General features: G+C 44.4%; 5 protein-coding genes and 7 pseudogenes. 8 read left to right on the top strand and 4 right to left on the bottom strand.

What is annotated here, in order from left to right:
* Positions 1-114: 114 nt before the first annotated feature.
* Positions 115-1,461 (bottom strand): annotated as a pseudogene (locus AC0L66_RS14585) (MATE family efflux transporter).
* 437 nt (positions 1,462-1,898) lie between these two features.
* Between AC0L66_RS14585 and mglB the strand changes: the two are divergent.
* The 7 genes and pseudogenes from mglB to galM all read left to right on the top strand — a co-directional run bounded on the left by mglB (position 1,899) and on the right by galM (position 10,285).
* On the top strand, positions 1,899-2,873 hold the full coding sequence (gene mglB, locus AC0L66_RS14580; protein ID WP_265673757.1) for a galactose/glucose ABC transporter substrate-binding protein MglB: 975 nt from the start codon (positions 1,899-1,901) through the stop codon (positions 2,871-2,873).
* Positions 2,874-3,010: 137 nt separating this feature from the next.
* Positions 3,011-4,518: pseudogene (gene mglA, locus AC0L66_RS14575) on the top strand (galactose/methyl galactoside ABC transporter ATP-binding protein MglA).
* 10 nt (positions 4,519-4,528) lie between these two features.
* Positions 4,529-5,538 (top strand): annotated as a pseudogene (mglC, locus tag AC0L66_RS14570) (galactose/methyl galactoside ABC transporter permease MglC).
* 307 nt (positions 5,539-5,845) lie between these two features.
* Positions 5,846-6,866, top strand: a pseudogene (gene galE, locus AC0L66_RS14565) (UDP-glucose 4-epimerase GalE).
* 53 nt (positions 6,867-6,919) lie between these two features.
* Positions 6,920-7,970 (top strand): annotated as a pseudogene (gene galT, locus AC0L66_RS14560) (galactose-1-phosphate uridylyltransferase).
* 73 nt (positions 7,971-8,043) lie between these two features.
* Positions 8,044-9,198, top strand: a complete 1,155-nt coding sequence (galK, locus tag AC0L66_RS14555; RefSeq protein WP_473567782.1) for a galactokinase — start codon at positions 8,044-8,046, stop codon at positions 9,196-9,198.
* Positions 9,198-10,285 (top strand): annotated as a pseudogene (gene galM, locus AC0L66_RS14550) (galactose-1-epimerase). The gene galK and the pseudogene galM overlap by 1 nt, the downstream one beginning before the upstream one ends.
* A 57-nt stretch (positions 10,286-10,342) precedes the next feature.
* On the opposite strand, the gene AC0L66_RS14545 reads toward galM, so the two are convergent.
* Positions 10,343-11,344 (bottom strand): substrate-binding domain-containing protein, encoded by a 1,002-nt coding sequence (locus AC0L66_RS14545; RefSeq protein WP_473567780.1) that lies wholly within the window; start codon positions 11,342-11,344, stop codon positions 10,343-10,345.
* Positions 11,345-11,675: 331 nt separating this feature from the next.
* Between AC0L66_RS14545 and AC0L66_RS14540 the strand changes: the two genes are divergently transcribed.
* Positions 11,676-12,860 carry an NnrS family protein gene (locus AC0L66_RS14540; protein WP_473567778.1) on the top strand — a complete coding sequence of 395 codons (1,185 nt, stop codon included), beginning with the start codon at positions 11,676-11,678 and terminating at the stop codon, positions 12,858-12,860.
* Between the two features lie 82 nt (positions 12,861-12,942).
* On the opposite strand, the gene asnB is transcribed toward AC0L66_RS14540, so the two are convergent.
* Both asnB and AC0L66_RS14530 read right to left on the bottom strand, forming a co-directional pair.
* Complete coding sequence (gene asnB, locus AC0L66_RS14535) at positions 12,943-14,607, bottom strand: asparagine synthase B (protein WP_265673766.1); 1,665 nt, start codon at positions 14,605-14,607, stop codon at positions 12,943-12,945.
* A 222-nt stretch (positions 14,608-14,829) separates the two neighbouring features.
* Positions 14,830-16,409 (bottom strand): annotated as a pseudogene (locus AC0L66_RS14530) (cation:proton antiporter domain-containing protein).
* Positions 16,410-16,436: the final 27 nt, after the last annotated feature.

The following is a 16,436-nucleotide window of genomic DNA, read 5'->3' as shown; positions in this document are numbered from 1 at the left end:
GTTTAGAACGCTCTGAAGAAGTCAGCGTGCTGGTTTACGTGCCCCCACAATAAGCGGAGGCACGTAACGGTTAACTTGGTAACTAGAAGAAAAGGTAACTAGGAGAAAAGGTAACTAGGACAGTTGAAAACGAACCCAGACTTTGGAACGCCAGCGACGAATCATGACAATGCCTCTTACCCATTCATCCATCCCCATTGCGATCCACGCACCGATCACGCCATATCCCCAGTGGATGCCCAACAGGTAACTAAAAACCACAGCAACGCCCCACATGCTTAAAATGCCCATTTGAACGGGGAATTTAATGTCGCCAGAACCTTTTAACGCAGCTATAAAAATGAGGTTAGAGACACGACCAGATTCGACAAAAATTGAGCTAAGCAATTAATAGTGCGACGAGGGCGACGATCTCGCTTTCTTGGGTAAAGAGATCAATCAACGGGTAGCGGAATACAAACAACACCAAAATGATACTGGTCGAAACCGCCAGTCCAACGAGATAGTATTTTTGGATTCGCGTGAGAATATCATCGGCCCATCCCTTGCCAATAAAGTAACTGGTTTGTATCTGTCCAGCTTGACCCAAAGCTAGCGCAAACGCAAACGAGACCCGTGTGATGTTTTGAGCATACGTGTAAGCCGCCAATGAAGACGTCCCCATTTGCACAACAAAATAGACAATCGTCATTTGGGCGAGGTTGTAGGATAAAATCTCACCAGCATTCATGGCACCGATTTTGATGATTTTTTTGAATAAGGCGCTAGGGATTGTGCGCCATTGGGTAAAAGGGAGGTCGATATTTTTTGAACGTACGACTTGGCACATCAACAGCGTACCAATCACTTGACTGACAACCGTCGCGGTTGCAACACCACTGACACCGTAGACGGGGAGCCCAAAGGGTTGGTATAGCGCCAAATAGTTACCGAAGCGATATTGATAACACCAGCAATGAGATTGATCACCATCGGTGAGCGAGAATAGCCGTGACTACGAAGTATGGTGGTGAGCACAATACCAATAGTGACGTTAAACGTCATGGAGCCACTAATAATAAGGTAGTCATAGCCAAAAGCCGCCACATCATCGGCTAAGCCAAATAATGTGATGAACTGCTCTGCCCCGAAAAACAACGCAAGACTTAAAAAAGTACCCACACCACAGGCAAGAATAATGCTTGCTACTGCCACTTGCGCGGAATCTGAAAATCGTGAAGCACCATTGTATTGTGCGATGAGTATGCCAGTGCCGCTGCTCACCATCATAGAAATAACAATCAGGAAAAAGGTGATTTGTGTGATAACCCCGACAGCGGATACCGCTGCGTCTGAGTAACCACTGAGCATGAATACGTCGGTGGTATTGAGCGCGGTGCGTAAAAGAACCTCTATGAAAATAGGCCAAGTGAGGGCAACAATATTCATTCTTTTGCTGAGCGTTGAAGCGTTTTTTGGCATGAGATTAAGGCCTAATCAGAGTGACCCAGAGTGGGGGGACGCAAGTGTACTCGCTAATTAACCAAACGCAATACTTTACCGACGAATGATCGTAAGTGAATACGCTAAAATGTAATCGTTACCACTTTGAGGCCTAAAAACGAGGTAAATAAAATCATATAAAATCGTCAAAAAAGGAGATCTTTGTCTCGATGTTACACTGTGAAACATTGAGAGACGTTGTTTTTCCTTTGTTTGTTAACTAATTCAAACAATTTGGCTTGGTTTTGACAACTTTTGTTACGGTTGTGATTTTTTTTAACTTCCTCACATTAATTGTTCATTTTGTCACTATACTTCAGGTTAAACGTTTTCATGTTGAGCAGGTTGTAAGCTGAACCCGAACGTTTTACCCCCTACAAAACTCAATTATAATATTTACAAATAGGACTTGTTCAATGAGAAAGTTAACACTCTTGGCTGCACTTTGTGCTGGTATGGGCTTTGGAACTCAAGCGGTTGCAAGCACCACGGTTGGTTTTACGATCTATAAATATGACGACAACTTTATGTCGGTTGTTCGTCAAGCGATCGTAAAAGAAGCAGACAAAGACAGCGATACTCGCGTATTGATGAATGACTCTCAAAACAGTCAATCAATGCAGAATGACCAAGTAGATGTCATGCTTGCTCGTGGTGTAAAAGCGTTAGCAATTAACCTTGTGGACCCTGCCGCTGCACCAAGCATTATTAAGAAAGCAAAAATGGATGATGTGCCAATTGTTTTCTATAACAAAGAACCAAGCCGTAAAGCACTTGATAGCTATGACAAAGCGTATTACGTAGGCACAGACTCTAAAGAGTCTGGTATTATCCAAGGCGACTTGATTGCTCAGCAATGGAAAGCAAACTCTGCTTGGGATAAGAATGGCGACGGTGTCATCCAATACGTGATGCTAAAAGGTGAACCTGGTCACCCAGATGCAGAAGCTCGTACGTCTTACTCAGTGAAAACCATCAACGATAACGGCATCAAAACCGATGAACTGCACATGGATACTGGCATGTGGGATACCGCGATGGCAAAAGATAAGATGGATGCATGGTTATCTGGTCCTAATGGCAGCAAAATCGAAGTGGTCATTGCTAACAATGACGGCATGGCAATGGGCGCAGTTGAAGCTCTGAAAGGTGCTGGTGTTGCGGTTCCTGTCTTCGGTGTTGATGCCTTGAGTGAAGCACTTGCACTAGTAAAATCAGGAGCAATGGCAGGAACAGTACTTAACGATGCTGACTCGCAAGCAAAGGCGACGTTTGAACTTGCTCGTAACCTTGCAAACGGAAAAGCAGCGACAGAAGGTACTCAGTGGGAAATGACGAACAAAGTAGTACGCGTTCCTTACGTTGGTGTTGATAAGTCAACGTTAGAGTAGTAATGACCAAATTAGGGAGAACGGTGTTCTCCCTAATTATTAATATTGAATATATTAGGTAGTATGAACGAGTATATATTACTCGTTCAGGGTACGTTACGCCTTGTGGTTAATTGTAATAATAAGAAAGTGATGCCATGGTTAATCAAGAACATGAATTTTTGTTAGAAATGACAGGAATTAGTAAAGAGTTTCCAGGGGTTAAGGCATTAGATAAAGTTAATTTAAAAGTGCGACCAAATTCCATTCATGCACTCATGGGAGAGAATGGAGCGGGTAAGTCGACATTATTAAAATGCCTATTCGGAATTTATGAAAAAAATGAAGGTAATATAGTCTTTCTTGGGAATAATATTAACTTTCAATCCTCTAAAGAAGCATTGGAATCCGGTGTTTCAATGGTTCACCAAGAGCTGAATCAGGTACTTCAATGTACCGTAATGGATAATATATGGTTAGGAGATACCCTAAAAAAGGGTTATTTGTTGACCACGATAAAATGTATCGAGATACCAAAGAAATTTTTGAAGAACTCGATATTAATATTGATCCTAAAGTCAAAGTGAAAACACTCTCAGTTTCTCAAATGCAAATGCTAGAAATAGCTAAGGCATTTTCCTATGATGCAAAAATCGTCATCATGGATGAGCCGACGTCGTCACTGACAGAAAAAGAAGTCAATCATCTATTTACCATTATCAAAAAGCTCAAAGCCAAGGGCTGTGGTGTGGTGTATATCTCGCATAAAATGGAAGAAATTTTTGCGATTTGTGATGAAATAACCATTCTTCGCGACGGTCAGTGGGTAACCACTCGACCACTGGAGGGGTTGGATATGGACGCTATCATCGCAATGATGGTAGGGCGAGAATTGACGCAGCGTTTCCCAGAAAAAAGTAATGTCCCCAAAGAAACGGTTTTAGAAGTGAAGGGGCTGACAGCACTTAATCAACCTTCGATTCAAGATATTTCATTTGATTTAAAAGCTGGTGAGATCCTCGGTGTTGCAGGTCTAGTAGGGTCACGTCGAACCGATATAGTTGAAACCATATTTGGCGTTCGCGAGCGAAGCGAAGGGCAGATCTTGCTTCATGGCAAAGAGATGACGAACCGTGATGCACACGAAGCCATCAGTAATGGTTTTGCATTAGTCACGGAAGAGCGTCGTTCTACCGGGATATATGGCAATTTGGATATCACGTTCAACTCATTGGTTGCCAATGTCGACAGTTATAAAACCAAGTCGGGCTTGTTAAGTAACAAGAAAATGAAAAGTGATACTCAGTGGGTAATTGACTCGATGAGTGTGAAAACACCGTCTCATGAAACCTCGATTGGTTCTTTGTCTGGCGGTAATCAACAGAAAGTGATCATTGGACGTTGGCTGTTAACTCAACCAGAAATATTAATGCTAGATGAGCCAACACGAGGTATTGATGTTGGTGCGAAGTTTGAAATCTATCAATTGATACTTGAACTCGCTAAGAAAAACAAAGGCATTATTATCATTTCTTCGGAAATGCCAGAGTTGTTAGGTATTACTGACCGCATTCTTGTCATGAGTAATGGTCGAGCGGCTGGTGTCGTTGATACCAAGGAAACCACACAAAGTGAAATATTAGAGCTGGCCTCTCGTTACCTCTAGGGAAATTATTATGGACGCTGTTAAATCATTTGCAATGAAGCACTTAAAAGAAGGTGCTATCTATGCGGTTCTCTTTATATTATTGGCAATTATTGTTATTCAAGAACCGTCTTTTTTAAGCTTAAGAAACTTTAGTAACATCCTGACTCAATCTTCTGTACGTGTCATTATTGCTTTGGGTGTGGCTGGTTTAATTGTTACCCAAGGTACCGACTTGTCTGCAGGTCGTCAGGTTGGTTTGGCTGCGGTTGTTTCTGCAACATTGCTACAGTCGGTAGACAATGTGAATAAAGTATTCCCGGATTTAGGTGATATACCGATTTTCGCCGTTATTATCGTCGTTTGTGCGCTTGGTGCCATCATTGGTCTTGTGAACGGTATTATTGTCGCTTACTTAAAAGTGACGCCATTTATCGCCACATTAGGCACGATGATCATCGTATATGGTGTGAACTCTTTGTACTATGACTCCGTTGGGGCTTCGCCAATCGCGGGTTTTGATGAGCGCTTTTCTGAGTTTACGCAAGGGTTTATTCGCATGGGAGACTTTAGGCTCTCCTATATTACCTTCTATGCCATTATAGCTATTGTATTCATGTGGGTACTTTGGAATAAAACGGTGTTTGGCAAAAATATCTTCGCGGTTGGTGGTAACCCAGAAGCGGCAAAAGTTTCTGGTGTAAATGTTCCCGTAACCTTGTTGAAAGTCTATGCATTATCAGGGGTGTTTTATGGCTTTGCTAGTATGCTTGAGGCTGGACGAATTGGTAGTGCGACCAACAACCTAGGTTTCCTATATGAACTCGATGCCATTGCTGCTTGTGTGGTAGGTGGTGTGTCATTTGCTGGTGGTGTCGGTAGTATTGCGGGTGTGGTTACTTAAGCGTGTTGATCTTTACTGTGATCAACTATGGTATGACCTACATCGGCGTCAGCCCGTACTGGCAGTACATTATCAAGGGGTCGATCATTATCTTTGCTGTCGCGCTCGATTCAATGAAATACGCCAATAAAAAATAGTCGCAAGGGCACTCCATTGAGTGCCCTTCTTTATGCCCCCTTCATCATTATCATGATGAAGGATACAGGATTATGTAATCGTTTAACATTATGTGTAATTATTATAATACTGTTTTTAAATCACTTTATTTACGATCAAATGATCTTTCCGGACTTTTTTATTGTTATTTGTGTAAACGTTTACACTTTTTGCGTTCGATCACAGTATGATCTTGCTGACTGTTGCTACAATTTCCTTAGTTTGAAGAATGAGCGCGTATTCGCGGAATAATTCGCTCGTAATTAGAGTGAAACGTAGGAGTGTAATGTGAAAGTACTAGTGACGGGTGGAATGGGCTACATCGGCAGCCATACCTGCGTTCAGATGTTGGAAAGTGGTATTGAACCTATCATCATCGATAACTTGTGCAATGCCAATCAAGCCGTGTTAGCACGTATTGAAGCGCTTACTGGTCAAGCACCAACGTTTTATCAAGGTGATATTCGCGATGAAGCGTTGCTCGATCGCATTTTTGAAGCACATGAGATTCAGTCGGTGATTCACTTTGCTGGGTTAAAAGCGGTAGGTGAATCTGTTGCTAAACCTATTGAGTACTACGATAACAATGTGAACGGCACATTGGTTCTTGCTCGTGCAATGAGAAAAGCAGGCGTTAAGAGCATTATCTTCAGTTCTTCTGCCACGGTGTATGGTGACCCTGACGTGGTGCCCATCACTGAAACTTCTCCTGTTGGAAATACTACCAACCCATACGGTACCAGTAAGTTTATGGTGGAGCGCTGCCTGAGTGATGTGTTCACCTCTGACGACGAATGGAGCATCACCTTACTACGTTATTTCAATCCTGTTGGTGCGCATCCGTCGGGCACGATGGGTGAAGACCCAAAGGGTATCCCTAATAATCTAATGCCTTTTATTGCTCAAGTTGCAGTTGGGCGTCGTGAGAAACTGTCCGTTTTTGGTAATGACTACCCAACACCAGATGGCACAGGCGTTCGCGATTATATTCATGTGATGGACTTGGCAGATGGCCATATTGCAGCGCTTAAAGCGGTTGGCCTGAAGGCTGGCTTACATATTTACAATTTAGGTACCATGAGAAGGCAGCAGTGTTCTAGAAATGGTGGATGCATTTGCAACCGCTAGCGGTAAGCCAATTCCTTACGATCTGCACCCTCGTCGTCCAGGTGATATTGCAGAGTGCTGGGCAAGCACTGCTAAAGCAGAGGCGGATTTAAACTGGAAAGCGACGCGTACATTACAAGATATGACCACGGACTCGTGGCATTGGCAGTCCAGTAACCCCAACGGTTACGACAGCGAATAAGGCTGCCTCGTTATCTCAAGAGACTTTTAGAATTTAACCATTGAGTAAGTAATATGTCGAGTATTGAATTTAATCCAGTCGATCATCCTCATCGCCGTTATAACCCGTTAACAGGACAGTGGATCCTTGTGTCACCACATCGCGCAAAGCGTCCTTGGAGCGGCCAAAGTGAGGAGGTCTCTCATGTACAACTGCCAACTTACGACGAGAAGTGTTTTCTGTGTCCGACCAATGATCGCATCTCTGGAGATGTGAACCCAGACTACCAAGGTACTTATGTATTTGGTAACGACTTCGCGGCTTTGATGCCAGATTCCCCTGATGCTCCTGAATCAGAGAATCCATTGTTTAAAACTCAAGGTGTACGTGGCCTTAGCCGTGTCATCTGCTTCTCGCCAGACCACAGTATAACATTGCCGGAGCTCACCCCCCAAGAACTGCGCTGCGTTGTTGATACATGGAATGGGCAAATTGAAGAATTGGGTAAAGAGTATCTTTGGGTTCAAGCTTTTGAAAACAAAGGTGAAGCAATGGGCTGCTCACAGCCGCACCCTCATGGCCAAATTTGGGCAAACAGTTTTTTGCCTAATGAAATCGAGCGAAAAGATCGCTTAATGCGTGAATATTATCAACAGCAAGGTTCAAACTTGCTGGTGGACTATGTCACCGCAGAAATGAAAGATGGCGCGCGCACGGTCGTAGAAACGGAACATTGGCTCGCGATTGTCCCTTACTGGGCGGCGTGGCCATTCGAAACCATGCTGCTTCCTAAGACGCATATTCGCCGCATGAGCGAACTCAGTGAAGCGCAAAAAGACGATTTAGCGGTTGCCATTAAATCGCTGACGTCACGCTACGACAACTTATTTGAGTGCTCTTTCCCCTATTCAATGGGGTGGCACTACGCCCCATTTTTTAATGAAGGTGAAAGCACCGAACATTGGCAGTTGCATGCGCTTTTCTACCCCCTTATTGCGCTCAGCGACGATCCGCAAGTTTATGGTGGGTTATGAAATGTTGGCCGAATCACAACGTGATTTAACCGCCGAGCAAGCAGCAGAACGTCTAAGAGCATTGAGTGATGTTCATTACAAACAACAATAATTTAAAAATTTGATGTTATGAAGTGGGCAAAACGCCGCCAGCACTGAGGCATCAGGTATTGAGAGAATCTAAAATGAAAGATCTAATTCAAAGCGTAGCAAACTCTTTTGAGAATATACTGGGCTACAAGCCTACTCACTTCATTCAAGCCCCTGGACGTGTAAATCTAATTGGTGAGCATACTGACTACAACGATGGTTTTGTCTTACCGTGTGCCATTAACTATCAAACCGTGGTTGCTGCGGCAAAGCGTGACGATAATCTCATTCGCGTTGTCTCTGTTGATTACCAAGACGCGACCGATGAGTTTGATATCACCCAAGAGATCACTTTTCAACAAGATAAAATGTGGGCGAACTACATTCGCGGTGTGGTGAAGTGCTTGATGGCTCGTGGCTATCAACTTGGTGGCGCGGATATATCGGTGTCTGGCAATGTACCGCAAGGTGCGGGACTGAGCTCTTCTGCTGCACTAGAAGTGGTGATCGGTCAGACATTTAAAACGCTTTATAACCTAGAAATCACGCAAGCTGAAGTCGCGCTTAATGGTCAACAAGCTGAGAATGAGTTTGTGGGCTGTAACTGCGGCATTATGGACCAGCTCATTTCTGCTGAAGGCAAAGAGAATCACGCTCTGTTGATTGACTGCCGCAGCCTTGAAACTCAAGCGGTATCGATGCCAAGAGACATGGCAGTTGTGATCATTAACTCCAACAAAAAACGTGGCTTAGTAGACAGTGAGTACAACACTCGTCGCGAGCAATGTGAAGAAGCGGCACGCATTTTTGGTGTGAAAGCGTTGCGTGATGTCTCGATAGGGCAGTTCAATGAGCGTGCTGCTGAGTTGGATGAAATGGTCGCTAAACGTGCGCGTCACGTCATCACTGAAAATGACCGTACTGTTGAAGCGGCAAAAGCGTTGAGTGCTGGTGATATGAAGCGTATGGGTGAGTTAATGGCAGAATCACACATTTCGATGCGTGATGATTTTGAAATCACCGTGAAAGAAATCGACATAATTGTTGATATTGTGAAAGGCGCGATTGGTGACCAAGGTGGTGTGCGTATGACTGGCGGTGGCTTTGGCGGCTGTATTGTTTCGTTAATCCCGCCAACACTAGTTGATACGGTAACGACAGCGATAGCAGAGCAGTATGAAGCCGTAACTGGTCTGAAAGAGTCTATTTACGTTTGCCAAGCTAAAGATGGCGCAGGAGTAGTCTCATAATGAGCACCGAAAGTGAGTATTGTCGCTCTATTGAAAACGCTATGATCCAAACTGCGTCGTTTGACGGATTGCTTAAGCGAAGGTACTGCATCTTAAAAATGCATCTGGTATGACGGCATCTTTTATGGATATTGGAGCAACATGGCTAAGTTGCTCACTCCCTTTGCCGACAGAACAACGAGAAGTGTTGTTGCGTTCACCCAATATGGCGGAACATGTGAAGCAAGGGGCTTATTTTGGTTCAGTGGTGGGGAGATACGCCAATCGAATTGATAAAGGGCAATTCGAGATAGGTGGCAAGTGGTATCAAGTCACTTGTAATAATGGCGAAAACGCTTTGCATGGGGGTGCAGAGGGTTTTGATAAACGTCGTTGGTGTATTGACTCACACACTGAATCAACTCTTGTTTTTTCTTTGTTATCAGAAGACGGTGATCAAGGTTTTCCGGGTAATGCACGGATTCAAGTTGAGTACCATCTTAGTGATGATAATGCGTTAACCATTCGCTACCAAGCGTCTTGCGATCAAACATCGCCGATGAACTTGACTAACCATGCTTATTTTAATTTAGCGGGTGAGTCGAGTTCTGCGAAGAGCACCGGTCATCACTTGCAAATCTATGCTGATTCATATTTGCCGACCAGAAACGATCTGATCCCACTGGGTGAAGTCAAACCAGTGGATGCGACAAGTTTTGACTTTAGAGAACAAAAACAAGTCGGTCGTGATTTCCTAACGGATACAGATCAACAGATTGCTGGTGGATACGATCACTCTTTTGTGTTCGACACTGAGTTAATCAATGGGCAAGCGGTAGTGGCTACGTTAGTGTCGCCAGAGCGAGATGTGACGATGGAAGTGCTAACGACTAAACCAACGATGCAGGTGTACTCAGGTAATTTTCTCAATGATGCGCCTGGAGTGAGCCAAGCTTATGCGAATCTTCATGGCATTGCATTGGAGACACAATATTTCCCCGACGGGCCAAACCATCCAGAATGGCAAGGCCGTAATGGCATGCTTGAGCTTGATGAGGTGTATCAGCATCATACGGTTTATCGGTTTAACTTTTCATCGCTGGCGTGACAATAAAAAACCACGATTTATCGTGGTTTTTTATTGTCTGTGTAATGAGCAACAGTATTAAGCTTTTCGAGCGACAGAAGAGCGTTGAACCAAGGTTGGAGAGTAGACCATAGGTTCCGTTTCTACAGGTTCACTTTTGGATAGGGCTAACGCAATTTGCGCCGCTTTTTCTGCCATCATTTGTATTGGGTAACGAATAGTGGTTAGCTTTGGATGCAGGTACCTAGCAATGAGTCCATCATCGAAGCCTATGATGGACATTTGATTTGGCAAGGCGTATTGATTCTCTTCGAGTACAGAAAGAGAGCCTGCAGCCATATTATCATTGTAGGCAACGACAGCCGTGATCGGTAATGACTTGGTCAGCAAGTTGGTCATGGCTTTCTCGCCGCCATCGCTGTCTGGCGAACCATATTCGATATAGCTTGCCGACAAGGTAATGTTATTCGCTTTAAGTGCGTCACGGTAGCCTTCAAGGCGTTGGTCAACATCTTCAATGTTATGTGATGATGCGACACAGGCGATATTGGTGTGTCCATTACGAATCAGGTGCTCCGTGGCGATGTAAGCCCCTTTATAGTTATCCAAAGAGATACAGCGTCCCGGTAGTTGTGGGATATCACGATTGATATAAACGAGCCCTTTGACTTCTTCAGCGTATTGGATTAATTCTTCATCAGAGAGGGATTTAGAGTGAATAACGAGTGCATCGCAACGGCTATTAATTAATAATTCAATGGCTTTTCGCTCTTCTTCAGCATCGTGATAACCATTGCCAACCAGAATATGCTTACCGTGTTGATGCGCGACTTTATCGACAGCTTTCACTAAGGTACCGAAAAAAGGATCGGATACATCACTCACGAGGACACCGACAGTATTCGTGCTTTGACTGACCAATGCTCGTGCATTGGCATTCGGTCGATAACCGAGTTTTTTCATCGCTGTTGTCACAGATGCGATGGAAGCGGCGCTTGCTTTGGGTGATTTGTTGATCACACGAGAAACGGTTGCTACGGAGACACCTGCTTCTTTTGCGACATCTTTTATCGTTGCCATCTGAAACCTCTTATAATCTATAAACTAATTAGACGCTTGTTGTGTAAATATCGCAAACAATGTTTCACAAAAATAAAGGGTTTGTGATGCACGACACTAACAGCAGCGGGAATTAGGCGGAGGTGTAAACGTTTTACAAATGTCGGATACTTCTTATTATCCATTGTTTCGTGTCCAATGGATTTGTATAGGTCTATTTGACTTCTTTTCTGTGGTGTCTAAATGACACCTTTTGTGGCTAATTTTTTTTAATGCACTGTTATATAAGAAGTAATAATGTTGGAATGAAATGTGCATTATAGTCATTAGATTGATGATTAAGTGAAGTACGATGATAAATATTACAGACAAAAAAGTGGAAGAAAAGATCCCAGCATGGTTGCGTCTTGGGTTTCGGCCGTTTTTTCTGATGGGCAGCGTATACGCCATCTTCGCCGTGGTGGCTTGGGTTATCATGTTCCAAAAGGGTCAACCTGATGCGCTGCATGTCCCTGCGCTCTGGTGGCATGCTCATGAAATGATTTTTGGTTTTTCAATGGCGATTGTCGTGGGTTTTGTTTTGACGGCTGTTCAAACTTGGACGGGGGTAAATGGGACGAAACATCATCGCTTGCTTATGCTGGTGGTGTTGTGGCTTGCTCCGCGAGTACTGTTTTGGACTCCGGCCCCACTTTGGCTAATATCTGTGATTGAATCAGGGTTTATTTTGTTGGCCGCTTATGAAATTGGCACGCGGGTTTATGCATCCAAAGGTTGGAAAAACTTGTTTTTTGTCCCGCTATTTTTGCTTGCGATTTTCGCCAATTTTGCCAGTTACGCCACGATTAAAGGGATGCCTCCTTTTAGTAGCAGCGCCGTGTGGCAAGCCATGTTGTGGTGGTTTACGATTCTACTCTCCATTATGGGTGGACGCGTGATTCCATTTTTTGCCGCGAAGCGTTTTCAATACGACAAACCACAACCCAAAGTTTGGATTGAGTGGGGAGCGACATTGCCATTAATGGGATTGTTTATCTTAAGCTTTTTCCCGTTGTCTTTCGCTGCTTTAAGTCAGCCGTTGATGCTGATTGCAGGCGTTTTTCAATTGGTGAAGTGGTTACGTTGGAAGCCTTGGCTAACGCTATCTGAGCCGTTAGTGTGGTCGCTAATGCTAGCGTATCTGTGTATTCCATTAAGTTTACTTTATCGCGGCCTTCTGACCGATGCCTTTGCGGCGCATGCGATGTTACATTTGTTTGCTGTGGGTGCGCTTGGTGGTTTAATTCTGGCTATGATCAGCCGAGTGACGATGGGCCATACAGGACGGGCGATTTATCAAGGGCCTAATATGACGCTTCCTTTTCTCGCCATCACCGTGGCGGCGTTGTTGCGCAGTGTTGGTGTGGCGTTATGGCCACAGCATATGTTTACCATGATTGACGTTAGTGCCGGGTTGTGGGCGTATGCGTTTTCAATGTATGTCTACCATTTTGGCAAGATGCTCGTGACACCGCGTGTGGATGGTCACCCCGGCTAATGCGATGTGCTACGGCGCAATAAAAAACCAGCCTAAAGGCTGGTTTTTTATTATGAGAATCGCGAAGCGGTTCGTTTAACGCTTAGTAAGCATCATTGTGGACGGCTTGAACTGCACGGCCTGATGGGTCGACACAGTTTTGGAATGACTCATCCCATTCAATCGCTTTCGCTGAAGAGCACGCGACCGATGGACCACCAGGAACACAGTGTGCCGCAGATTCTAGAGGGAATAGCTCTTCAAAGATTTCACGGTACGCGTAACCTTCTTTAGTCGTTGGCGTGTTATATGGGAATCTAAAGGCTGCCGTTTCCATTTGTGTATCGGTGACTTTTTCTTCCGCTACGGCTTTCAGAGTATCAATCCAGTCGTAACCCACGCCGTCAGAGAATTGTTCTTTTTGACGCCATGCAATGGATTCCGGCAGATAATGCTCGAAACATTCACGTAGAATGTGCTTCTCCATTTTACCGTTGCCACACATCTTATCTTCAGGGTTTAAGCGCATCGCGACATCAATAAACTCTTTGTCTAAGAAAGGTACGCGGCCTTCCACGCCCCATGCGGCAAGAGATTTATTTGCACGAGCACAGTCAAACATATTGAGTGCCAGCAACTTACGTACTGTCTCTTCGTGGAACTCTTTAGCGTTAGGCGCTTTGTGGAAGTAAAGGTAACCTCCGAAAATTTCGTCAGCCCCTTCGCCAGAAAGCACCATTTTTATGCCCATTGCTTTGATCTTACGAGCCAGTAGGTACATTGGTGTAGAGGCGCGAATTGTCGTCACGTCATAGGTTTCAATGTGATAAATAACGTCACGAATCGCGTCTAAGCCTTCTTGGATCGTGTAAGTCATCTCGTGGTGAACGGTACCAATTTGGTCTGCCACTTCACGAGCCGCGATAAGGTCAGGAGCGCCTTCTAAGCCTACTGCAAACGAGTGCAATTGTGGCCACCATGCTTCTGATTGGCCATCATCTTCAATTCGCATAGCAGCAAAACGTTTAGCAACCGCTGAAGTGATCGATGAATCAAGGCCACCAGAGAGTAGTACACCGTATGGGACATCGGTCATCAGTTGGCGCTTAACCGCCGCTTCTAATGCTTCGGTTAGGTCAGCTTTGCTGGTGGAGTTGCCTTGTACGGCAGCGTACTCATTCCAGTCTCGCAAGTAATAACGCTGAGGCTCAGCATCCTCTGAGCGATAAAAGCTACCAGGAGGGAACTCACTGATGGTTTTACAAACTGGAACCAGGGCTTTCATTTCCGATGCCACATAGTAGTTACCATGTTCATCATACCCTTGATACAGAGGGATAATACCGATGTGGTCACGTCCCACGAGGTACTGGTCTTTTTCTTCATCATAAAGAACAAATGCGAAAATACCGTTGAGTTCTTCAAGTAGATCGGCGCCGAATTCTTGATAAAGAGCGAGAATAACTTCGCAATCAGAATCCGTTTGAAAATCGTACTTGTCTTCATAACGTGCACGAATTTCTTTGTGGTTATAGATTTCACCGTTAACGGCAAGGATGTGTTTTTTATCTTGGCTGTAAAGTGGTTGAGCACCACTATTTAGACCAACAATCGCTAGACGCTCATGGGCAAGGATGGCTTTATCCGATGAATAAATGCCGGACCAATCAGGGCCTCGGTGGCGAAGCTTTTTAGACATTTCTAACGCCACTGGGCGTAGGGCGGCTGCATCAGTCTTGATGTCTAAAATGCCAAATATTGAGCACATAGCAATTCCTTTTTAATTAAATCTAAATCTCTTGAATCCAATTTGCCATCTGCTCAAAAAAAGCAACCGCAGCGAACGAAAAAGATAATAAACAGCACCCATTGTTGAATGAAATTTAATAATTATTGTAATTAGGTGAATATTATCTATGTAGCGTGTGAGGTGTGACCGTTTTTGGGCATTCTCTTAAACAGAAAGGTCTGTTTAAGAGAATGCTATCGGTTATTTCAATGAAGGGTTGAGTTGTTCACAGACGTGACGAGCAAAACCGCTGCCCGCTTCGCTGTAAATGTTAAACGCAGCGTTAACTCCCTTCGCTTTTAATTCTTCTAGTTGATCAGGATAGGCGGCGATCGCAGCGACCTGACCATTAAAGTTTGTTTGCTGTAAAAGTGATAGCGCAGTTTGGTTACCCAAATGGTGAGGCATGGCCAATAAGACTAGCTTAACCTGCGCGGTATCGAGAATTCGTTCCCAAAAGTCCGGGTCGGTAGCATCACCAGCAATGACATTACGTCCCTGTTTTTGGTGTTGTAGTGCAGCGTCTTCACGGACTTCAACGCCTAAACTTACTTTGCCGTAGCGATCATACAGTTCGTCATAAGCTCCGGTACCAATTCTTCCCATTCCTAGGATCAACACCTGCGCTTCTCCTGGGTTAATAAATTGGTCACGTAGATTTATTTTTTCGGCCGCTTGTTCTTTTAACCACTTCGCAGAACGCAAATAGAGCAGGTGCCCCATACGATTGAGTGGCGCTGAAATTACGAAGGACAAAGAGACTGCAATGGCCAATGCGACCAGTATGTCACCAGAAATCCAGCCCAATTTGAACGCGAGTCCTCCAACAATAAGACCGAACTCACTAAAGTTAAAGAGTGTGAGTGTGGTTAATAAGCTGGTACGGACGCGGAATTTGAATGCGTTGATAACGACAAAATACAGTACACCTTTGAGTGGCAGTAAAAACAAGAGCAGGACGCCGAGTATAAAGCCTTCAATAGTGGGTTGATCGGAGAGACCAATATTGAGGAAGAAGCAGACTAGGAACAATTCTTTAAGGTTAAATAACGATTTTGAAAGCTCGGATGCTTTAGGGTGTGCTGCGAGTAGCATACCCAGAATCAGCGCGCCTAGATCCGGTTTCATACCAACAATTTCGAACAGTCCTGCTCCCATCACTAACGCAAAAAAGATACCACTCAATACGAGCATTTCGCCATGGCCTGCTTTATTGAGCAGTTTGAACATGATAGGTCTTGCCAGTGGCAGCGCAAACAAAGCGAGAGCGTACCATTCTGGTATTTTTCCAGTCGATGCGGTCAAGAATATGACGGCAAACACGTCTTGCATGACAAGAATACCGATCGCGAGCGTACCATAGGTGGCGTTGAGTTCTCCTTTTTCTTGTAGAGTTTTGACAGCAAAAACAGTACTTGAAAAGAGAGAGCAAAGCCGAGAAGTATCAACTGCTCGATTTCAAGCGTCGCCAAGCTTGAAACGCCGAGTACTTTTAATCCGACTAGCAACAATGCAAATAAGAAGGTCGACAGAAGGTTATGTATGGTGGCTCCGGCCCATATTTCTTTAGAGAGTAGGGTTTTTACATCGAGCTTTAAACCGATGGTAAAGAGCAATAACGTGACGCCAAGATCAGCCAACGTGATGATGGTATCAGAAGTTTGAAAGCCAAAGCTATGGAGTGCAAATCCAGCGAGCAAAAAGCCTACCATAGGCGGCAGTTGACACTTTAATGCAAGAAAGCCTGCTAAGAAGGCGACGGTAACAAGTATTAGTTCCATAAGTACGACGAATTTCTGCCTATAAAA

The sequence above is a fragment of the Vibrio sp. GJ43-1 genome (assembly GCF_055808835.1).
Note: the sequence above shows the minus strand (reverse complement) of the source record. Positions and strands in the feature narration are given on the sequence as shown.

Excerpts from the sequence above, each read along its gene's own strand:
- mglB (WP_265673757.1), top strand. The coding sequence starts at position 1,899 with ATGAGAAAGTTAACACTCTTGGCTGCACTTTGTGCTGGTATGGGCTTT.
- galK (WP_473567782.1), top strand. The coding sequence starts at position 8,044 with ATGAAAGATCTAATTCAAAGCGTAGCAAACTCTTTTGAGAATATACTG.
- AC0L66_RS14545 (WP_473567780.1), bottom strand. The coding sequence starts at position 11,344 with ATGGCAACGATAAAAGATGTCGCAAAAGAAGCAGGTGTCTCCGTAGCA.
- AC0L66_RS14540 (WP_473567778.1), top strand. The coding sequence starts at position 11,676 with ATGATAAATATTACAGACAAAAAAGTGGAAGAAAAGATCCCAGCATGG.
- asnB (WP_265673766.1), bottom strand. The coding sequence starts at position 14,607 with ATGTGCTCAATATTTGGCATTTTAGACATCAAGACTGATGCAGCCGCC.